The sequence below is a fragment of the Mycobacterium sp. genome (assembly GCF_044223235.1).
Lineage (GTDB): Bacteria > Actinomycetota > Actinomycetes > Mycobacteriales > Mycobacteriaceae > Mycobacterium.
In genome coordinates this window covers 359892-375416 of the sequence record NZ_JBGAME010000002.1, presented here as the reverse complement: position 1 = coordinate 375416, position 15525 = coordinate 359892, and the positions used below count along the sequence as shown (strand labels likewise).

General features: G+C 67.9%; 15 protein-coding genes and 1 tRNA gene. 11 read left to right on the top strand and 5 right to left on the bottom strand.

All coding sequences use genetic code 11. The annotated features are described in order from the left end of the window. The first annotated feature begins 21 nt into the window (after nt 1–21). A complete protein-coding gene (gene bagA, locus ADBZ6K_RS04850; RefSeq protein WP_526344712.1) occupies nt 22–1053 on the top strand; it encodes an ATPase BagA in 1032 nt (343 codons plus the stop codon). A 13-nt stretch (nt 1054–1066) separates the two neighbouring features. Further along, a complete protein-coding gene (bagB, locus tag ADBZ6K_RS04845) occupies nt 1067–2197 on the top strand; it encodes an ATPase BagB (RefSeq protein WP_526344711.1) in 1131 nt (376 codons plus the stop codon). Between the two features lie 22 nt (nt 2198–2219). On the opposite strand, the gene ADBZ6K_RS04840 is transcribed toward bagB, so the two are convergent. Then, nucleotides 2220–2573, bottom strand: a complete 354-nt coding sequence (locus ADBZ6K_RS04840) for a WhiB family transcriptional regulator (RefSeq protein WP_526344710.1) — start codon at nt 2571–2573, stop codon at nt 2220–2222. Nucleotides 2574–2867: 294 nt separating this feature from the next. Here ADBZ6K_RS04840 and ponA2 point away from each other — a divergent pair, with 294 nt between their 5' ends. The 4 genes from ponA2 (at nt 2868) to ADBZ6K_RS04820 (ending at nt 7876) form a co-directional block, all read left to right on the top strand. After that, a complete protein-coding gene (gene ponA2, locus ADBZ6K_RS04835) occupies nt 2868–5327 on the top strand; it encodes a transglycosylase/D,D-transpeptidase PonA2 (RefSeq protein ID WP_526344709.1) in 2460 nt (819 codons plus the stop codon). A 77-nt stretch (nt 5328–5404) separates the two neighbouring features. Next, nucleotides 5405–6346 carry a metallophosphoesterase gene (locus tag ADBZ6K_RS04830; protein ID WP_526344885.1) on the top strand — a complete coding sequence of 314 codons (942 nt, stop codon included), beginning with the start codon at nt 5405–5407 and terminating at the stop codon, nt 6344–6346. A gap of 46 nt (nt 6347–6392) precedes the next feature. Beyond that, the gene (gene cds1, locus ADBZ6K_RS04825) at nt 6393–7499 is read left to right on the top strand and encodes an L-cysteine desulfhydrase Cds1 (protein WP_526344708.1); all 1107 of its coding nucleotides are present in this window, start codon (nt 6393–6395) and stop codon (nt 7497–7499) included. A gap of 303 nt (nt 7500–7802) precedes the next feature. Then, nucleotides 7803–7876: transfer RNA gene (locus ADBZ6K_RS04820), tRNA-Pro, on the top strand. A 127-nt stretch (nt 7877–8003) separates the two neighbouring features. Here ADBZ6K_RS04820 and ADBZ6K_RS04815 read toward each other — a convergent pair. Then, nucleotides 8004–8726: a VldE C-terminal domain-containing protein gene (locus ADBZ6K_RS04815; RefSeq protein WP_526344707.1), complete on the bottom strand. Its 723-nt coding sequence runs from the start codon at nt 8724–8726 to the stop codon at nt 8004–8006. A 391-nt stretch (nt 8727–9117) separates the two neighbouring features. Here ADBZ6K_RS04815 and ADBZ6K_RS04810 point away from each other — a divergent pair, with 391 nt between their 5' ends. The 4 genes from ADBZ6K_RS04810 to ADBZ6K_RS04795 are packed head-to-tail and all read left to right on the top strand — an operon-like array spanning nt 9118 to nt 11925. After that, entirely contained in the window at nt 9118–9747 is a 630-nt protein-coding gene (locus tag ADBZ6K_RS04810) for a TetR/AcrR family transcriptional regulator (RefSeq protein ID WP_526344706.1), read from the top strand. Between the two features lie 4 nt (nt 9748–9751). Beyond that, complete coding sequence (locus ADBZ6K_RS04805; protein WP_526344705.1) at nt 9752–10627, top strand: class I SAM-dependent methyltransferase; 876 nt, start codon at nt 9752–9754, stop codon at nt 10625–10627. Then, entirely contained in the window at nt 10596–11093 is a 498-nt protein-coding gene (locus tag ADBZ6K_RS04800; RefSeq protein WP_526344704.1) for an SRPBCC family protein, read from the top strand. The genes ADBZ6K_RS04805 and ADBZ6K_RS04800 overlap by 32 nt, the downstream gene beginning before the upstream one ends. 22 nt (nt 11094–11115) lie before the next feature. After that, the gene (locus tag ADBZ6K_RS04795) at nt 11116–11925 is read left to right on the top strand and encodes an acyl-CoA thioesterase (protein WP_526344703.1); all 810 of its coding nucleotides are present in this window, start codon (nt 11116–11118) and stop codon (nt 11923–11925) included. 3 nt (nt 11926–11928) lie between these two features. On the opposite strand, the gene ADBZ6K_RS04790 is transcribed toward ADBZ6K_RS04795, so the two are convergent. Genes ADBZ6K_RS04790 through ADBZ6K_RS04780 form a run of 3 tightly spaced genes read right to left on the bottom strand, consistent with a single transcriptional unit; the run spans nt 11929 to nt 14153 of the window. Next, entirely contained in the window at nt 11929–12924 is a 996-nt protein-coding gene (locus ADBZ6K_RS04790; RefSeq protein WP_526344702.1) for an LLM class F420-dependent oxidoreductase, read from the bottom strand. 39 nt (nt 12925–12963) lie between these two features. Further along, a complete protein-coding gene (locus ADBZ6K_RS04785; RefSeq protein WP_526344701.1) occupies nt 12964–13428 on the bottom strand; it encodes a GatB/YqeY domain-containing protein in 465 nt (154 codons plus the stop codon). Nucleotides 13429–13475: 47 nt separating this feature from the next. Next, a complete protein-coding gene (locus ADBZ6K_RS04780; protein WP_526344700.1) occupies nt 13476–14153 on the bottom strand; it encodes an SIMPL domain-containing protein in 678 nt (225 codons plus the stop codon). A 136-nt stretch (nt 14154–14289) separates the two neighbouring features. Between ADBZ6K_RS04780 and ADBZ6K_RS04775 the strand changes: the two genes are divergently transcribed. After that, entirely contained in the window at nt 14290–15525 is a 1236-nt protein-coding gene (locus ADBZ6K_RS04775) for a DUF7847 domain-containing protein (RefSeq protein ID WP_526344699.1), read from the top strand.

Below are 15525 nucleotides of genomic sequence, written 5' to 3'. Positions count from 1 at the left end.
GCACTTGGCTAGCATGCAGGTGTGCCCCCCACACAGAACGGCCCCCAGCGAGTCGGCTGGCCCTCACGCCTGACCAAGGCGCGACTGCACTTCGTGACGGGTAAGGGGGGAACCGGCAAATCCACCATCGCGGCGTCGCTGGCCCTTGCACTTGCCGCGGGCGGACGGAAGGTGCTGCTGGTCGAGGTCGAAGGGCGGCAGGGCATCGCTCAGCTGTTCGACGTGCCCCCGCTGCCCTATCAAGAGGTCAAGATCGCAACGGCGGACGGCGGTGGCCAGGTCAACGCACTGGCGATCGACATCGAGGCGGCGTTCCTCGAGTACCTTGACATGTTCTACAACCTCGGTCTGGCAGGGCGCGCCATGCGCCGCATCGGCGCGGTTGAGTTCGCGACGACGATCGCCCCCGGCCTGCGTGACGTGCTACTCACCGGCAAGATCAAAGAGATCGTCACGCGCAACGACAAGCCCGATAAGGCGGGCAAGCGATCGGTGTACGACGCGGTCGTGGTGGACTCGCCGCCCACGGGACGCATCTCGCGATTCCTCGACGTCACCAAGGCGGTATCGGACCTCGCCAAGGGCGGCCCCGTGCATTCCCAGGCCGAGGGCGTGGTGAAGCTGCTGCATTCCGACCTGACCGCCGTTCATCTGGTGACGCTGCTGGAGGCGCTGCCGATGCAGGAGACGCTGGAAGCGATCGACGAACTGAGCGAATTAGGCCTTCCCATCGGCAGTGTGATCGTGAACCGCAACATCCCGGCGTATCTGTCGCCCAACGACCTGACCAAGGCCGCCGAGGGCGACATCGACGCCGACGCCGTGCGCGCCGAGCTGGCCACCGCGGGAATCACCTTGTCCGACAGTAACTTTGCCGGTCTACTCACCGAAGCCATCCAACACTCCACCCGCATCACGGCGCGCGCGCAGAGCGCCGAGCAACTCGACTCCATCGAAGTGCCCCGCCTCGAGCTACCCGCTCTGCCCGACGGTGTGGACCTGGGCAGCCTGTACGAACTGGCGGAATCGCTGGCCCAGCAGGGCGTGCGATGAGAAAGGGAATCCGATGAGCGCCACCGCACCGGGCCTGGACATGGGTTCGATCCTGGCCGACACCGCCAACCGCGTCATCGTGTGCTGCGGCGCGGGCGGCGTCGGCAAGACCACCACCGCCGCCGCGATGGCCTTGCGTGCCGCCGAGTACGGCCGCACCGTCGTGGTGCTGACCATCGACCCGGCCAAACGGCTCGCGCAGGCGCTGGGCATCAAGGATCTCGGCAACTCACCGCAGCGGGTGCCGCTGGCGCCCGAGGTGTCCGGGGAACTGCACGCGATGATGCTCGATATGCGCCGCACGTTCGACGAGATGGTGGTCCAGTATTCGGGACCCGATCGCGCAGAAGCGATTCTGGACAACCAGTTCTATCAAACCGTGGCAACCTCCCTGGCGGGCACGCAGGAGTACATGGCGATGGAGAAGCTCGGCCAGCTGCTGGCCGAGGACAGGTGGGACCTGGTGGTCGTCGACACTCCTCCGTCGCGCAACGCACTGGACTTTCTCGACGCACCCAAGCGGCTCGGCAGCTTCATGGACAGCAGGCTATGGCGGCTGTTGTTGGCGCCGGGCCGGGGCATCGGCAGGCTGGTGACCGGCGCGGTCGGGCTGGCGATGAAGGCGTTGTCGACGGTCCTCGGTTCGCAGATGCTGGCCGACGCGGCGAGTTTCGTGCAGTCACTGGATGCGACCTTCGGCGGTTTCCGGGAGAAAGCCGACCGCACCTACGAGTTGCTCAAGCGCCGGGGTACCCAGTTCGTGGTGATCTCGGCCGCGGAGCCCGACGCCCTGCGTGAGGCGTCGTTCTTCGTCGACCGGCTCTCCCAGGAGCGGATGCCGATGGCCGGCCTGATCTTCAACCGCACCCACCCCACCCTGTCGAGCCTGAACGCCGACAAGGCCGCCGACGCCGCTGATCAGTTAGCCGCGTCGGATGCGGAGTCCTTGACCGCGGCGGTATTGCGCATTCATGCCGACCGGGCACAGACGGCCAAAAGGGAGGTCCGGCTACTGTCACGATTCACCGGCGCCAACCCGCACGTACCGATTGTCGGGGTGCCGTCGCTTCCGTTCGACGTTTCCGACCTCGAGGCGCTGCGGGCAATCGCCGACCAGATCACCGGCGTCGCCGAACCGGCCTAGCGGGAGCCCCGAAAGGGTTTGCTCAGACTGCGCTGCGATGTTTGCGCTGAGCGCTGAAGAACTCCGCCCAGGAAACGACTTCGGGATGCTGTTTGAGGAGGGCCCGGCGCTGCCGTTCGGTCATCCCGCCCCAGACACCGAACTCCACCCGATTGTCGAGCGCGTCGGCCCCACATTCGAGGATCACCGGGCAGTGGCGGCAGATCACGGCGGCTTTGCGCTGGGCGGCACCGCGGACGAACAACTCGTCGGGATCGGCCTGCCTGCACCGTGCCTGGGACACCCACGCGATCCGGGCTTCGGCTTCGCCGTGTACGACGCTTTGGGTGGCGGGATTCGCGGCAGTCTTCCGGGTGGCGGGCCGAGTAACTGACATCAGCGATCCCTTCGTTCCAACCGTCGCGACGACGGCGAGCCCTCCGGTGTAGAACGCCGATGCGATCTACGCCACATTGCGCCAGAAGTGTTACCTGGATCGCACTGCATGTCCAAGCTAGGTGGTCAGGGGCCATTTACGCAACAGTTTGCGACGCACTATTTTGGGACGACCGTGCCGTCTGATCATCTTGGCGGATAATGGGCGGTTCCGCGCACCGCGGCGGGGGCTGGCGGAGATGTCCTCAGACGCCTGTCCCGGGATTCGCACCCACGGCGTCAGTACTCTATACCCATGCCGGAACGCCCGCCCACAGCCGTCACCGTCATCAAGCTTGCCTGGTGCTGCTTGCTGGCGAGCGTGCTCATGGCAGCGCTGATGTTCCCTGTCGTGGGGGGATTCGGCCTGATGTCCAATCGCGCTTCCGACGTCGTTGCCAATGGTTCGGCCGCGCTCGTCGAGGGCGACATCCCACAGGTGTCGACGATGGTCGACTCGAAGGGCAATACGATCGCGTGGCTGTACTCTCAGCGCCGCTTCGAGGTGTCCAGTGAACAGATCGCGAACACGATGAAGCTCGCGATCGTCTCGATCGAGGACAAGCGGTTTGCCGAACACAACGGCGTCGACTGGCAGGGCACGCTGACCGGGCTCGCTGGCTACCTTCGCGGCGACCTGGACACCCGCGGCGGGTCGACACTCGAACAGCAGTATGTGAAGAACTATCAGCTCCTGGTGATCGCCCAGACCGACTCCGAGAAGCGCGCGGCGATCGAGACCACCCCGGCCCGCAAGCTGCGCGAGATCCGGATGGCGCTCACCCTCGACAAGACGTTCGCCAAGCCGGAGATACTCACCCGCTACCTGAACCTGGTGTCGTTCGGCAACGGCGCGTACGGCATTCAGGACGCCGCGCAAACCTACTTCGGCGTGAATGCCTCGCAGCTGAACTGGCACCAGGCCGCCCTGCTGGCCGGCCTGGTGCAGTCGACGAGCACGCTGAACCCCTACACCAACCCCGACGGCGCACTGGCGCGGCGCAACCTCGTGCTCGACACCATGATGGAGAACCTGCCCGACGAGGTCGACGCGCTGCGTGCGGCCAAGGAACAGCCGCTGGGGATCCTGCCGCAGCCCAACGAATTGCCACGCGGTTGCATCGCGGCCGGCGACCGGGCGTTCTTCTGTGACTACGTGCTGGACTATCTGGCCCGCGCGGGTATCAGTAAGGAACAGGTCGCCAAGGGCGGCTATCTGATCAAGACGACGCTGGACCCGGATGTGCAGGCGACGGTGAAGCAGGCGATCAACGCCTTCGCCAGCCCCGACGCCAACGGCATCGCCAGCGTGATGAACGTGATCAAGCCGGGTAAGGAGTCCCACCCCGTCCTGGCCATGGCGTCCAACCGCACCTATGGTCTCAACGGCGACGCCGAAGAAACCATGCAGCCGCAGCCGTTCTCGCTGGTCGGCGATGGAGCGGGATCGATCTTCAAGATCTTCACCACCGCGGCAGCCCTGGAGATGGGGCTGGGGATCAATGCACAGCTGGATGTTCCCGCGCAGTTCCAGGCGAAGGGGCTCGGCAGCAGCGATACCCCCGGCTGCCCCAAGGAGACCTGGTGCGTCAAGAACGCCGGTGGCGGGTACCGCGGGTCGATGAGCGTCACCGACGCCCTGGCGACGTCGCCGAACACGGCGTTCGCCAAGCTGATTTCGCAGGTCGGCGTGCCGCGCGCGGTCGACATGGCGGTACGGCTGGGTCTGCGGTCCTACGCCCTGCCGGGCACGGCGCGCGACTACGACCCGGAGAGCAACGAAAGCCTGGCCGACTTCGTCAAACGGCAGAACATCGGGTCGTTCACCCTCGGCCCGATCGAGGTCAACGCGCTGGAGTTGTCGAATGTGGCGGCGACGCTGGCCTCCGGCGGCACCTGGTGCCCACCCGATCCCATCGACACGGTCTTCGACCGCGCCGGCAACGAGGTGGCCGTCACCACCGAAACCTGTGATCAGGCGGTACCGGAGGGTTTGGCGAACACCCTGGCCAACGCCATGAGCAAGGATGACGCCGGCGGAGGTACCGCGGCTGGTGCCGCAGGTTCGGTGGGCTGGGATCTGCCGATGTCGGGCAAGACGGGCACCACCGAGGCGCATCGCTCGTCGGGTTTCCTCGGCTTCACCAACCAGTACGCGGCCGCGAACTACATCTATGACGACTCGCCCAACCCCGGTGAGTTGTGTTCATTTCCGCTGCGTCAGTGCGGGGACGGAAACCTGTTCGGAGGCAACGAACCGGCCCGCACCTGGTTCCGCGCGATGAAACCGATCGCGTCGAGCTTCGGCGAGGTGAAGCTGCCACCCACCGACCCGCGTTTCGTCGACGGCGGACCCGGCTCGCAGGTGCCCAGCGTGGCCGGGCTAAGCCAGGACACCGCCAGGCAGCGCCTGAAGGACGCCGGATTCCAGGTCGCCGACCAGGCGACCCCGGTGAGCAGCGGGTCACGGTACGGCACGGTGCTGGGTACCTCGCCCAGCGGGCAGACGATCCCCGGATCGATCATCACGATTCAGATCAGCAACGGAATCCCGCCCGCACCTCCGCCACCGCCGCCTGCGGCCCCGCCGCCGCCGGGCGGGCCGCCGCCACCGCCGGGCCAAACGATCGTCGAGATCCCGGGGCTTCCGCCGATCACCGTGCCGATACTCGGGCCGCCCCCGCCACCTCCGCCACCGCCTCCGCCACCCCCGTGATCGGCGGGTGGGCGATGGCCAGTGGCAGTAGGCTGCGTGGCATGTCCGACACGCCACGATCGTCGACCTCGGTCACGATGCTCAAGAACGCCGCGGCCGTTTCCGTCGGGTCGCTGGTCGCGGGGATCGGCTACGCCTCGCTGATCGAGCGGAACGCATTCGTGGTGCGCGAGGTGACGATGCCGGTGCTCACCCCAGGGTCGTCTCCGCTGCGGGTGCTGCACATCAGCGACATCCACATGCGGCCCGGTCAGCGGCGCAAGCAAAGCTGGCTGCGGGAGCTGGCGCGGTGGGAGCCGGACCTGGTGGTCAACACCGGTGACAATCTGGCGCATCCGCGGGCGGTGCCGGCCGTGGTGCAGACGCTCGGCAATCTGCTATCCGTTCCCGGCGTCTTCGTGTTCGGCAGCAACGACTATTTCGCCCCTCGGCTCAAGAACCCCGCGGCGTATCTGACCAATCCGGAGCAGCGCCGGCACGGGTTGCCGCTGCCGTGGCAGGACCTGCGAGCGGCGTTCACCGAGCGCGGCTGGCTGGATCTGACGCACACCCGCCGCGAAATCGAGGTGGCGGGGCTGCGGATCGCCGCCGCCGGGGTGGACGATCCGCATCTGTCCCGCGACCGCTACGAGACGATCGCCGGGCCGGCCGACGCGACCGCGAACCTGGCTCTGGGCCTGACGCACTCCCCCGAGCCGCGGGTCCTCGACCGGTTCGCGGCCGACGGCTACCAGCTGGTGATGGCGGGCCACACCCACGGCGGGCAGCTGTGCCTGCCGTTCTACGGCGCCATCGTCACGAACTGCGACCTGGACCGGTCACGCGTCAAGGGGGCGTCGCGATGGGGTGCCACCATGGCGTTGCACGTGTCGGCGGGGATCGGCACATCGCCGTTCGCGCCGCTGCGGTTCTGCTGCCGCCCGGAAGCCACGTTGCTGACGCTGGTGGCCGCTCCGATCGGTGGTCACGACGCGGGCGAGCGAGAGGGCCGATCGCATCCGAGCGTCTCGGCGAGATGACGTCGCGCGAGCATCCCCTGAGGGGGTCTCCAGCGCCGCTTCGCCGATGAGCGCGCGGTCTGACGCCGCGCGATACCGCCCGCGTGACTGGGCGGACAACGCCGTCAGGTTGATCGAAGCCGACGCCCGGCGCAGCGCCGACACCCATCTGCTGCGCTATCCGCTGCCGAAGGCGTGGTGCGGCCGGGTGGACCTGCAGCTCTATCTCAAGGACGAATCCACGCACATCACGGGCAGCCTCAAACACCGGCTTGCCCGGTCACTGTTCCTGTACGGGCTGTGCAATGGATGGATCGGCGAGAACACCACGGTGGTCGAGGCGTCGTCGGGGTCCACGGCGGTTTCGGAGGCCTATTTCGCCGCGCTGCTCGGCCTGCCGTTCATCGCGGTGATGCCGTCGTCGACGAGCACCGCGAAGATCGCGCTGATCGAGTCTCAAGGCGGCCGTTGCCATTTCGTCGCCGAATCGTCACAGGTCTACGCCGAGGCGCAGCGCCTGGCCGACGAGACCGGCGGGCATTATCTCGACCAGTTCACCAACGCCGAGCGGGCGACGGACTGGCGCGGCAACAACAACATCGCCGAGTCGATCTTCTACCAGATGCGCGACGAACCCCACCCCGTCCCGCAATGGGTCGTCGTCGGCGCGGGCACCGGCGGCACCAGCGCCACCATCGGACGCTACATCCGCTACCGCAGACACCGCAGCAGGCTGTGTGTCGTCGATCCCGACAATTCGGCGTTCTTCCCCGCCTACGCGCAGGGACGCGGGGACGTTGTCACCGGGAAGTCGTCACGCATCGAGGGGATCGGGCGTCCGCGGGTGGAGCCGTCGTTCCTGCCGAATGTGGTGGACCGGATGATCGCGGTGCCCGACGCCGCGTCGGTGGCGGCTGCCTGGCATGCCAGCGCAGTGCTTGGCCGCCGGGTCGGGCCGTCGACCGGCACCAACCTATGGGGCGCGTTCAGCCTGCTGGCCGAGATGCTCGCTCAGGGTGTCAGCGGCTCCGTGGTCACCTTGCTCGCCGACAGCGGCGATCGCTACGCCGAAACCTACTTCGACGGCGAGTGGCTGGCCAGCCAGGGGCTGGACGCGTCGGCGTCGGCCGAGGTACTCGCGGAGTTCGAGCGCTCCGGACGCTGGCCGTCATGATCGTGGCCTGGGTGCTCCTCGCCCGCGACCGGTCCGTCGGCGGTGACGAACAGCCAGAGTGCCGCGAGGGCAAAGAACCCGCCGTAGAGTGCGGCGCCCAACCCCGTCATCGCGTCCTCGCTTCCTCGTTCACGTGCGTTCAGTGTGTACAACGCCACCGACAAGCCACTTCCATCCCGATGGCCGCCGCGAGATCTGCGTCGGGGTCGTGGCCCGTCTTGCCAGCAGCCCTGGCGCAGACGTCGGCGACAAAGCCATTTGGCTTCACCCCGGCCCCGTGCGATACGCTGTCGTGGCTTCACGCGGGGTGTGGCGCAGCTTGGTAGCGCGCTTCGTTCGGGACGAAGAGGTCGTGGGTTCGAATCCCGCCACCCCGACTCGTGTTTATGCAGGTAAAGGGCTTCGACTGGTCGATCCGGTCGGGGCCCTGTTTCCGTGTAGGTTCGCACTCGTGCCACTGGCACCGTCTACGTCACGGTCGGTATGAGCCCGGTGTAAGCCGGTTCAGCGGATGTAGACCTCGCCGCCGGTGGGGTATCCGCCGCCGGTGGTGGCGATGTGGACGTGGTCGTAGTGCCCGGACGCCGAACCTCGACGCCCCTCGCGGGTGTACAGCGCGCCACGCCAGATCAGGTTCTCCAGCCCGAAGCGGTCCGCGTTCTTCAACGTATACGCGACGATCTGGTTGCCCAGCGCGATGCCGGCGGCGCTGTTGTAGTCGGGGATCATCACGTCGATCGCCAGGCCGTTGGGATGCCACCTCAGCGCATCCGGCCGGACACCGCCGATGTTACGGATCTCGGGGAACACCGCACTGATGCTGCGGGCGGCCTGGATGGTCCTGATCTGCAGGCCCCGCTCCGGCGCCACGCCTGCGGGTACCACGCGCGGAAGGGCCTCACGCTGCGCGACCCGCCATCGCGACGCCACCTGTTGGACAGGGACGGCGCCCGCGACCGAAATGGACGGCATCGATGTCGCGGCGACGATCTCGACGCAGCACGGCCGTGGAGCGTCGGGGGCAAACGTCTTCACGGAGGCCTGCACCGAAGTCTCAAGCGAGGTCTCCACCGAAGTCTCAAGCGAGGCCTCCGCCGGTTTCGCCTGCGGGGCAGGGAGCGGTTTCACGTCGGCTGCTGCAGCCAGAAGGGCAGCGACGGGGGCGGTGATCGCAGCCAGAACAGCCGGCGAGACTCGCCGGTTTCTGGGCATCTCATGCCTACCCACAGAGAGCACCCTAAAAGCAAAACGCGAAATCTACAGAACTGTTCCATGGATTGATCGCAGGCAAGGCGACAACGGCGGCCACAATCACCGGCCTATCCGCCCCAGCGGCAGCGGCAGCATGCACCCACACAGCGGTTGCCTTCACAAACTTCCGCGATGCCAGGGCCTATCGCGCCGGGCGACGTCCGACCAGCTCAAACGACTCTGTCCAACACACAACCCGGCCCACCGGGCGGACGCCGGTGAGTTTGCCCCGACCACCCGGACCGGCGGTCCGAAGACGACGGATCGGCGGGCGGAAGTCGATCTCGTCACATCGGGCCCCGACGACACAGCATTTACCCATTGAACATATGGCCAATTTGCTGGTCATAGGTATAAAATCTTGACCATGCGGCCAGTCGAGGACATCACCTCACGCGCCCGCATCAGGGATGCGGCGATGCGCCTGTTCGCCGAGCGGGGCGCCCAGCCCACCACCATTCGGGCGGTCGCCCAGGAGGCCGGCGTGACGCCGGGCCTGGTGTCCCACCACTTCGGCTCCAAGCAGGGATTGCGGGAGGCGTGTGATGCCTACGTGCTCGACTATCTGCGCGAGCTGCTGCACCAGGCGGTCGACGAGGGCCGGGTCGGTGATCCCGCGTTCATCGGCGCGACGTACCGCAGCGTCGCGCCGGTCTTCGCCTATCTCGCGCACGCCTTCGTCGACGGCTCCGCGACCGCCGAGACCCTGTTCGACCTTATGGTCACGATGACCGAGGACTATCTCGCCGAGCATCCCCCGCAGCCGCCGGCCACCCGGTCGGACACCCGCACCCAGGCCGCCGTCCTGGTCGCCATGCGCCTGGGCATCTGGGTGCTGCACGGCCACCTCGCCCGCGCACTGGGCACCGAAGGCGCGACGCCGCAGTTCTTCTCCCGGGTGGCCATGGCCGAATTGGACATCATCTCAGCCGATTTCGCCGGCGCCGACCTGATGAATCTTGCGCAGGCCGGCATCGACGGCTTTGAAGGGAAGTGAGACAGTGCATCTCGAACAGGTCGACCTGACGGGAGCGCAGCAGACCGCGCTCGCCACGCTGTACGGCAAGGCGATGGACTTCGAGAAGAAGGACTCGGTCTTGCAGGACCGGAAGGCGCATGAGGCGTTTGAGCGCCTCGACTACGACTTCACCAGACTGCGTACCCGCGGCACCGACTACACCGCACTCGGCGTGCGCGCCAAGGCGTATGACACCTGGGCGCAGCAGTATCTCGACGACCATCCGGACTGCACGGTGCTACACCTGGGCTGCGGTCTGGACACCCGCGTCTACCGGATCGACCCGCCGACGTCTGTGCGCTGGTACGACGTCGATATGCCTGACGTCATCGAGCTGCGCAGGCGGCTGTTTCCGCAGCGCAGCGGCACGCACCTGGTCGCGTCCTCCGTCACCGATCCGCACCTGCTCGACGACATCGCAGGCGACACAGCGGTTCTCGTCATCGCCGAGGGACTGACCCCATATCTGCGGGCGGTTGACGGGCTGGCGATGCTGCGCCGGATCACCGAGCACTTTCCCGCCGGCGAGATGCTGCTCGACGGCTACGGCCGCTGGGGTGTGTGGCTTCTGCAACGCTATGGGTGTGTCAAAGCCTCAGGCGCACAGATACATTGGCATATCGATGACCCGGGTGAAGTCGAGCGCGCAGTCCCCGGCCTTCACCTCGACCGCGAACTGTGGTATCCATGCGCCCCCGGGATGGAGCGACACTACTCGCGGCTGTCCCGATGGATGCTGCGCGCGGTCTACCACATCACCCCGCTACGCCGGCTTGGCCGCCCCCTGCGCTTCCGCTTCGGAACGGCCCCTTTGGCATGCTCAGAGCATGACACGCTGGTACCCCCTGGAACCCGCTGACGCAGACTTCCTGCAGTCCGCGCCCCACATCATCCGAATCGAGAAGCATTTCGCGGCCCCACCTCAGCGGGTGTGGGAATCACTCGCGTCCGACGAATCCATCAAAGCGTGGGGATCGTCGGTAACCCACCTGACCTGGCGCACCGCGCGCCCGTTCGGCGTCGGCACCACCCGCGAAGTGGCGCTGGCGCCCGGTGTGCTGCGGGTACGGGAACGCTTCTTCCGCTGGGAGGAGGGCCGTCGCTACTCGTTCAGCGTCTACGAGGCGAACCTGCCCGTCCTGCGCCGGTTCGCCGAGGACTACGCGGTGGACGCCGACGGCGACGGCACCCGATTCACCTGGACCGTCGCGATCGAGCCCAAGGGACCGCTGACACTGCCCTTCCGGCCGCTGGTGCCCGTGCTCAGGAGGGTGTTCGGGCGCACGGCCGCCGACGGTCAGCGCTATTTCGCCAGGCAGGCCTGACACCCGATTAAGGTGAGCGCCCATGACCCCGGCCAACTGTGACAACGCCAGCTGGATGGCGGACCTGCTGGCATTCGAGCGCCACGGTGACACGTTCGTCGCCGCCCAGGCCGCTGGCAGCGGAGACCGCGACCGGCTGTTCGGCGGCCAGATCGCGGCGCAGGCGCTCGGCGCGGCGGGCGCCACCGTCGACCCCGACAAGCGCCCCCAATCGCTGCACGCCTACTTCATCCGCGCCGGACGATTCGCCACCGAAGTCGAATTCCAGGTCGAACGCACCCGGGACGGCCGGTCCTTCGACACCCGCCGGGTGACCGCCGTGCAGGGCGACGCCGCCATCCTGGAAATGATCGCGTCCTTCCACCGGCCCGAACCGGCCGCGGACTGGCAGCCGTCGGATCCGCCGTCGCTCGAATTCTCCGACACCGCCCCGAAAGTCACCGCGTTCAAGGTCGCCGAACGGTTCGAGATCCGCACGGCGGCAGGCGACGACACGGGCGATTTCGCGGTGCCGCCGTACTGGGTGAGGACGCGTGATCCGATCGAGGACGACCCGCTGATCCGGGCGTGCACACTGGCGTTCGTGTCCGATCTCGGGCCGGTGCCGGCGGCGCGGCCACCGGGCACCCGACTGGACATACCGTTCGGTTTTGCCGCCAGCCTCGACCACTCCGTGTGGTTCCACCGCCCGTATCTGCCCGCCCAGTGGCATCGGTACGAAGTGCGCCGGGTGAACAACGGCGACGCCCGCGGGCTCGTCGTCGGATCGCTCTACGACGAGGCCGGTTCGCTGGTGGCCAGCATGGCACAAGAGGCGCTCTGGCGGCCCTAGCGCTCAGGACGCACCACTGCTGGCGCTACGCAGCGTCGTGAGCAGAGGTTCGGCCGCCTCCTTGAGGAACGCGTCCTGGCTGTCGCCGCCGACCTGAACCAGCGCGACATCGGTGAAGCCGGCGGCCCAGTACCTGCTGACCGCCTCGACGATCGCGTCGAGATCCGGACCGCACGGGATCGCGGCCGCGGTGTCCTCCGGCCGTACGAACTGCGTCGCACCGGCGAAACCCGCCGTCGTCGGCAGATCCGAGTTGACCGCCCAGCCACCGGCGAACCACCGGAACTGCTCATGGGCCCGCTCGACGGCGGCGTCCCGGTCGGGATCCCAGCAGATGGGGATCTGCCCGATCACCCGCACCCCGCCCGGCAGTCCGGTCGCACGACGGGCGTCGTGCCAGGCCGCCACCAGCTCCTTGTCGGGTTCGACGGCGATCAGGTGATCGGCCAGCGGTGCGAACGTCCGCACCGAGCGTTCACCGGATACCGCGGCGGCGATGCCCACCGGCACCTCCGGCACATCCCACAGCCGGGCCGAATCGACGGTGAAGTACTCACCCCGCCAGTCGACGATCTCCCCGGTGAACAGTTCCCGGATGATCTGGATCGCCTCGCGCAGCATGTCGTGGCGGCGCCCGACGGTCGGCCAGCCCCCGCCGACCACGTGTTCGTTGAGGTTCTCGCCGCTGCCCAGCCCAAGGGTGAAGCGTCCGTCGGCGAGGAGCTGCAGGGTGGCGGCCTGCTGCGCGACGATCGCCGGGTGGTAACGCATGGTCGGGCACGTCACGTAGCTGAACAGCTCGACCTTGTCCGTCACGTGCGCGACGGCGCCCAGGGTGGTCCACGCGTGGGGCGCGTGGCCCTGCGCCGCCAGCCACGGCGAATAGTGGTCGCTACAGACCTCGAAGTCGAAGCCGGCGCGTTCGGCCCACGCGGCGTGGCGCACCAGGTCCTTGGGGCCGCTCTGTTCGGTCATCAGGGTGTAGCCGAAGCGGGTCATACGCTTCGGGTACCCGGCGCCCCGGCAGCAAAACAGCGGCTACAACCTTTCCCGCACCGCCGCTGAGAGTCGCGCGCCGTCGGCCTTGCCCGCGGCGATCGCGGTCGCGGCCTTCATCACCTGGCCCATCTGCCGCGGGGTGGGCCGCTCCCCGATCTCCTCAGCCACCTGCGCGATCGCGGTGTCCACGACGTCGGCCACCTCCGCATCGGTCAGCGGGGTCGGCAGGTACTCGTCGATGACACGTGCCTCGGCATGCTCGTTGGCGGCGAGCTCACCGCGTCCGTTCTGTGTGTAGATCTCGGCCGACTCGGAACGTTTCCGGCACTCCCGGGTCAGCACCTTGATCACGTCCGCGTCGGACAGCTCACGCGCCTCTTTGCCGGAGACCTCCTCGGTCTGGATCGCGGCGAGCAGCATCCGCAGCGTGGCCGTGCGCAGCTTGTCCTGGGATTTCATCGCGGCCGTCAGGTCGGTGCGCAGCCGGTCTTTGAGTTCCGCCATGTTCCAAAGCTACGCCGGATGGAACCGAGTTCAGGCCTCCCCACAGTTCAGGCCTCCCCAACGACGAAGCGGGCGTCGATCGCGGCCGACACCTCGATGTCCTGCGGGACGAGTTCGACGTCGGCACCGCCGCCGGGTGCCGCCGCGGCGCGCATGAAGGCCGTCCCGTGGCCGCCCCCATCGGGATGCAGACCGTTGCCGAGCATGCCCGCGTCGGCGACTGCCACCGGACGAATCTGGCCGAGGCCCAGCGCATCCGCGTATTGCTGCGCGCGGGTAGCGGCGTCGAGGACGGCCTCGGTGCGCACCTGCCTGCGAAGTTCGTCGCGGTTCTTGACCGTCAGCGCCCACTCCACCCGGGATACGCGGAAACCCTCGGTGCCGCTGATGTGGTCGGCGACCCAGCGGGACAGCGCGGTGAAGTCGAGGAACTTCACCTCGACCCCGACGCTGGCGTGGTGGACCATCGGCAGCAGTTTGCCGTCCTTGTTCCACGGCCGATTCGACCAGGTGTGCAGCTGCTGCGCAGACCACCAGGTGACGGGCCCGCGGGCGCCGTCGTGCAACGGCTCGATGGACGCCTTCACCGCCTCCAGGTCGCGTGCGACCCGGGCATACACCGGCGGCATCGCAGGCCCCTCGTAGGAGATGGTGGCGTGCACGGTCCCGCGTTCGGGTGGCCGGAACGCGGCGAAGGACCCCCGCACCGTGATTTCAGTCGGCATGCCGCAACGGTAGGCGTTCGGTCACCGCCACCGGTAGGCGCGCCAAGCTCGCCAAGGTAGCCAACGCGGCCACCGGGCTCAGCAACCGGGGCATGCCACGTTGTCAATTCTGTCGGCGATCGACAGGATGGTGGCCATGAGCAACGACGCCGACGGGTTCGGTTCGGCCAACCCGCCGCCGCCGGGGCCGCCGCCACCCGGCTATCCAGCCCCGGGCTACCAGAACTACGGACCGCCACCGGGTTACGGGGCCTATCCCCCGCCCGGGTACGCGCCGCCGGGCTACGGCGGATATCCCCCGCCGGGCTATCCCCTTCCCGGTCAGCCCTACGCCTATCCGCCGCCCGGCTATCCGGGCACGGGGGCGTACCCCGGCTACCCGCCCTTCACACCGCCCGCGCTCAAACCCGGGGTCATCCCGCTGCGTCCGCTGACGTTGTCCGACATCTTCAACGGCGCGTTCGCCTACATCAGGGCCAACCCGAAGGCGACGCTCGGCCTGACCACCGTCGTGGTGGTGGCGACGCAGATCATCGCGCTGCTGCTGCAGGTGGGTCCGCTGGCCTTCACCGGCCGGCTCAACCCCCTCGGGGTCGACGAGGACGCCTCGGTCGAGGCGATTCTGGCGTCATCGGCCTCCGGTATCGCCGGTGCGCTGGCCACCGCGCTGTCGGGGATCCTGCTCAGCGGCATGCTCACCGTCGTGATCGGCCGCGCCGTGTTCGGGGCGGGGATCACGATCGGGGAAGCCTGGCAGCGGCTCAAAGGCCGCCTGCTGACGCTGATTCTGTTCGCCATCCTCGAAGGCGTCGGCGTCATCCTGCTGATCGTGGTCGGCGTCCTCGTCATCGCCGTGGTCGCCGCGGCCGCCAACGGTGTGGCGGCGGTCATCGTCGGCATTCCGGTGGTGCTCGGCCTGATCGCCGGGCTGGCGTACCTGCTCACCATGCTGAGTTTCACCCCGCCACTGATCGTGCTCGAGCGCCTCGGCGTCTTCCCTTCCATCGCAAGGTCTTTCGCGCTGGTGAAGAACGACTTCTGGCGGGTGCTCGGCATCCGTCTGCTCGGGGCGCTGGTCGCGGCGGTGATCGCCTCCGCCGTCGCCGTACCGTTCAGCATCGGCGGTCAGCTGATGCTGATCGATGCCGCCTCGACCGCCCTGGTGCTGACCGGGTTGATCGTCGTGGCAATCGGCAGCGCGATCGGCCAAATCATCACCGCGCCGTTCACCGCGGGGGTCGTCGTACTGCTGTACACCGACAGGCGGATCCGGGCTGAAGCGTTCGACCTGGTGTTGCGGACCGGCGCGGCCGGCGGCGCTTACGCGCCACCGAATTCCACCGATCACCTGTGGCTGACCCGACATCCCTGA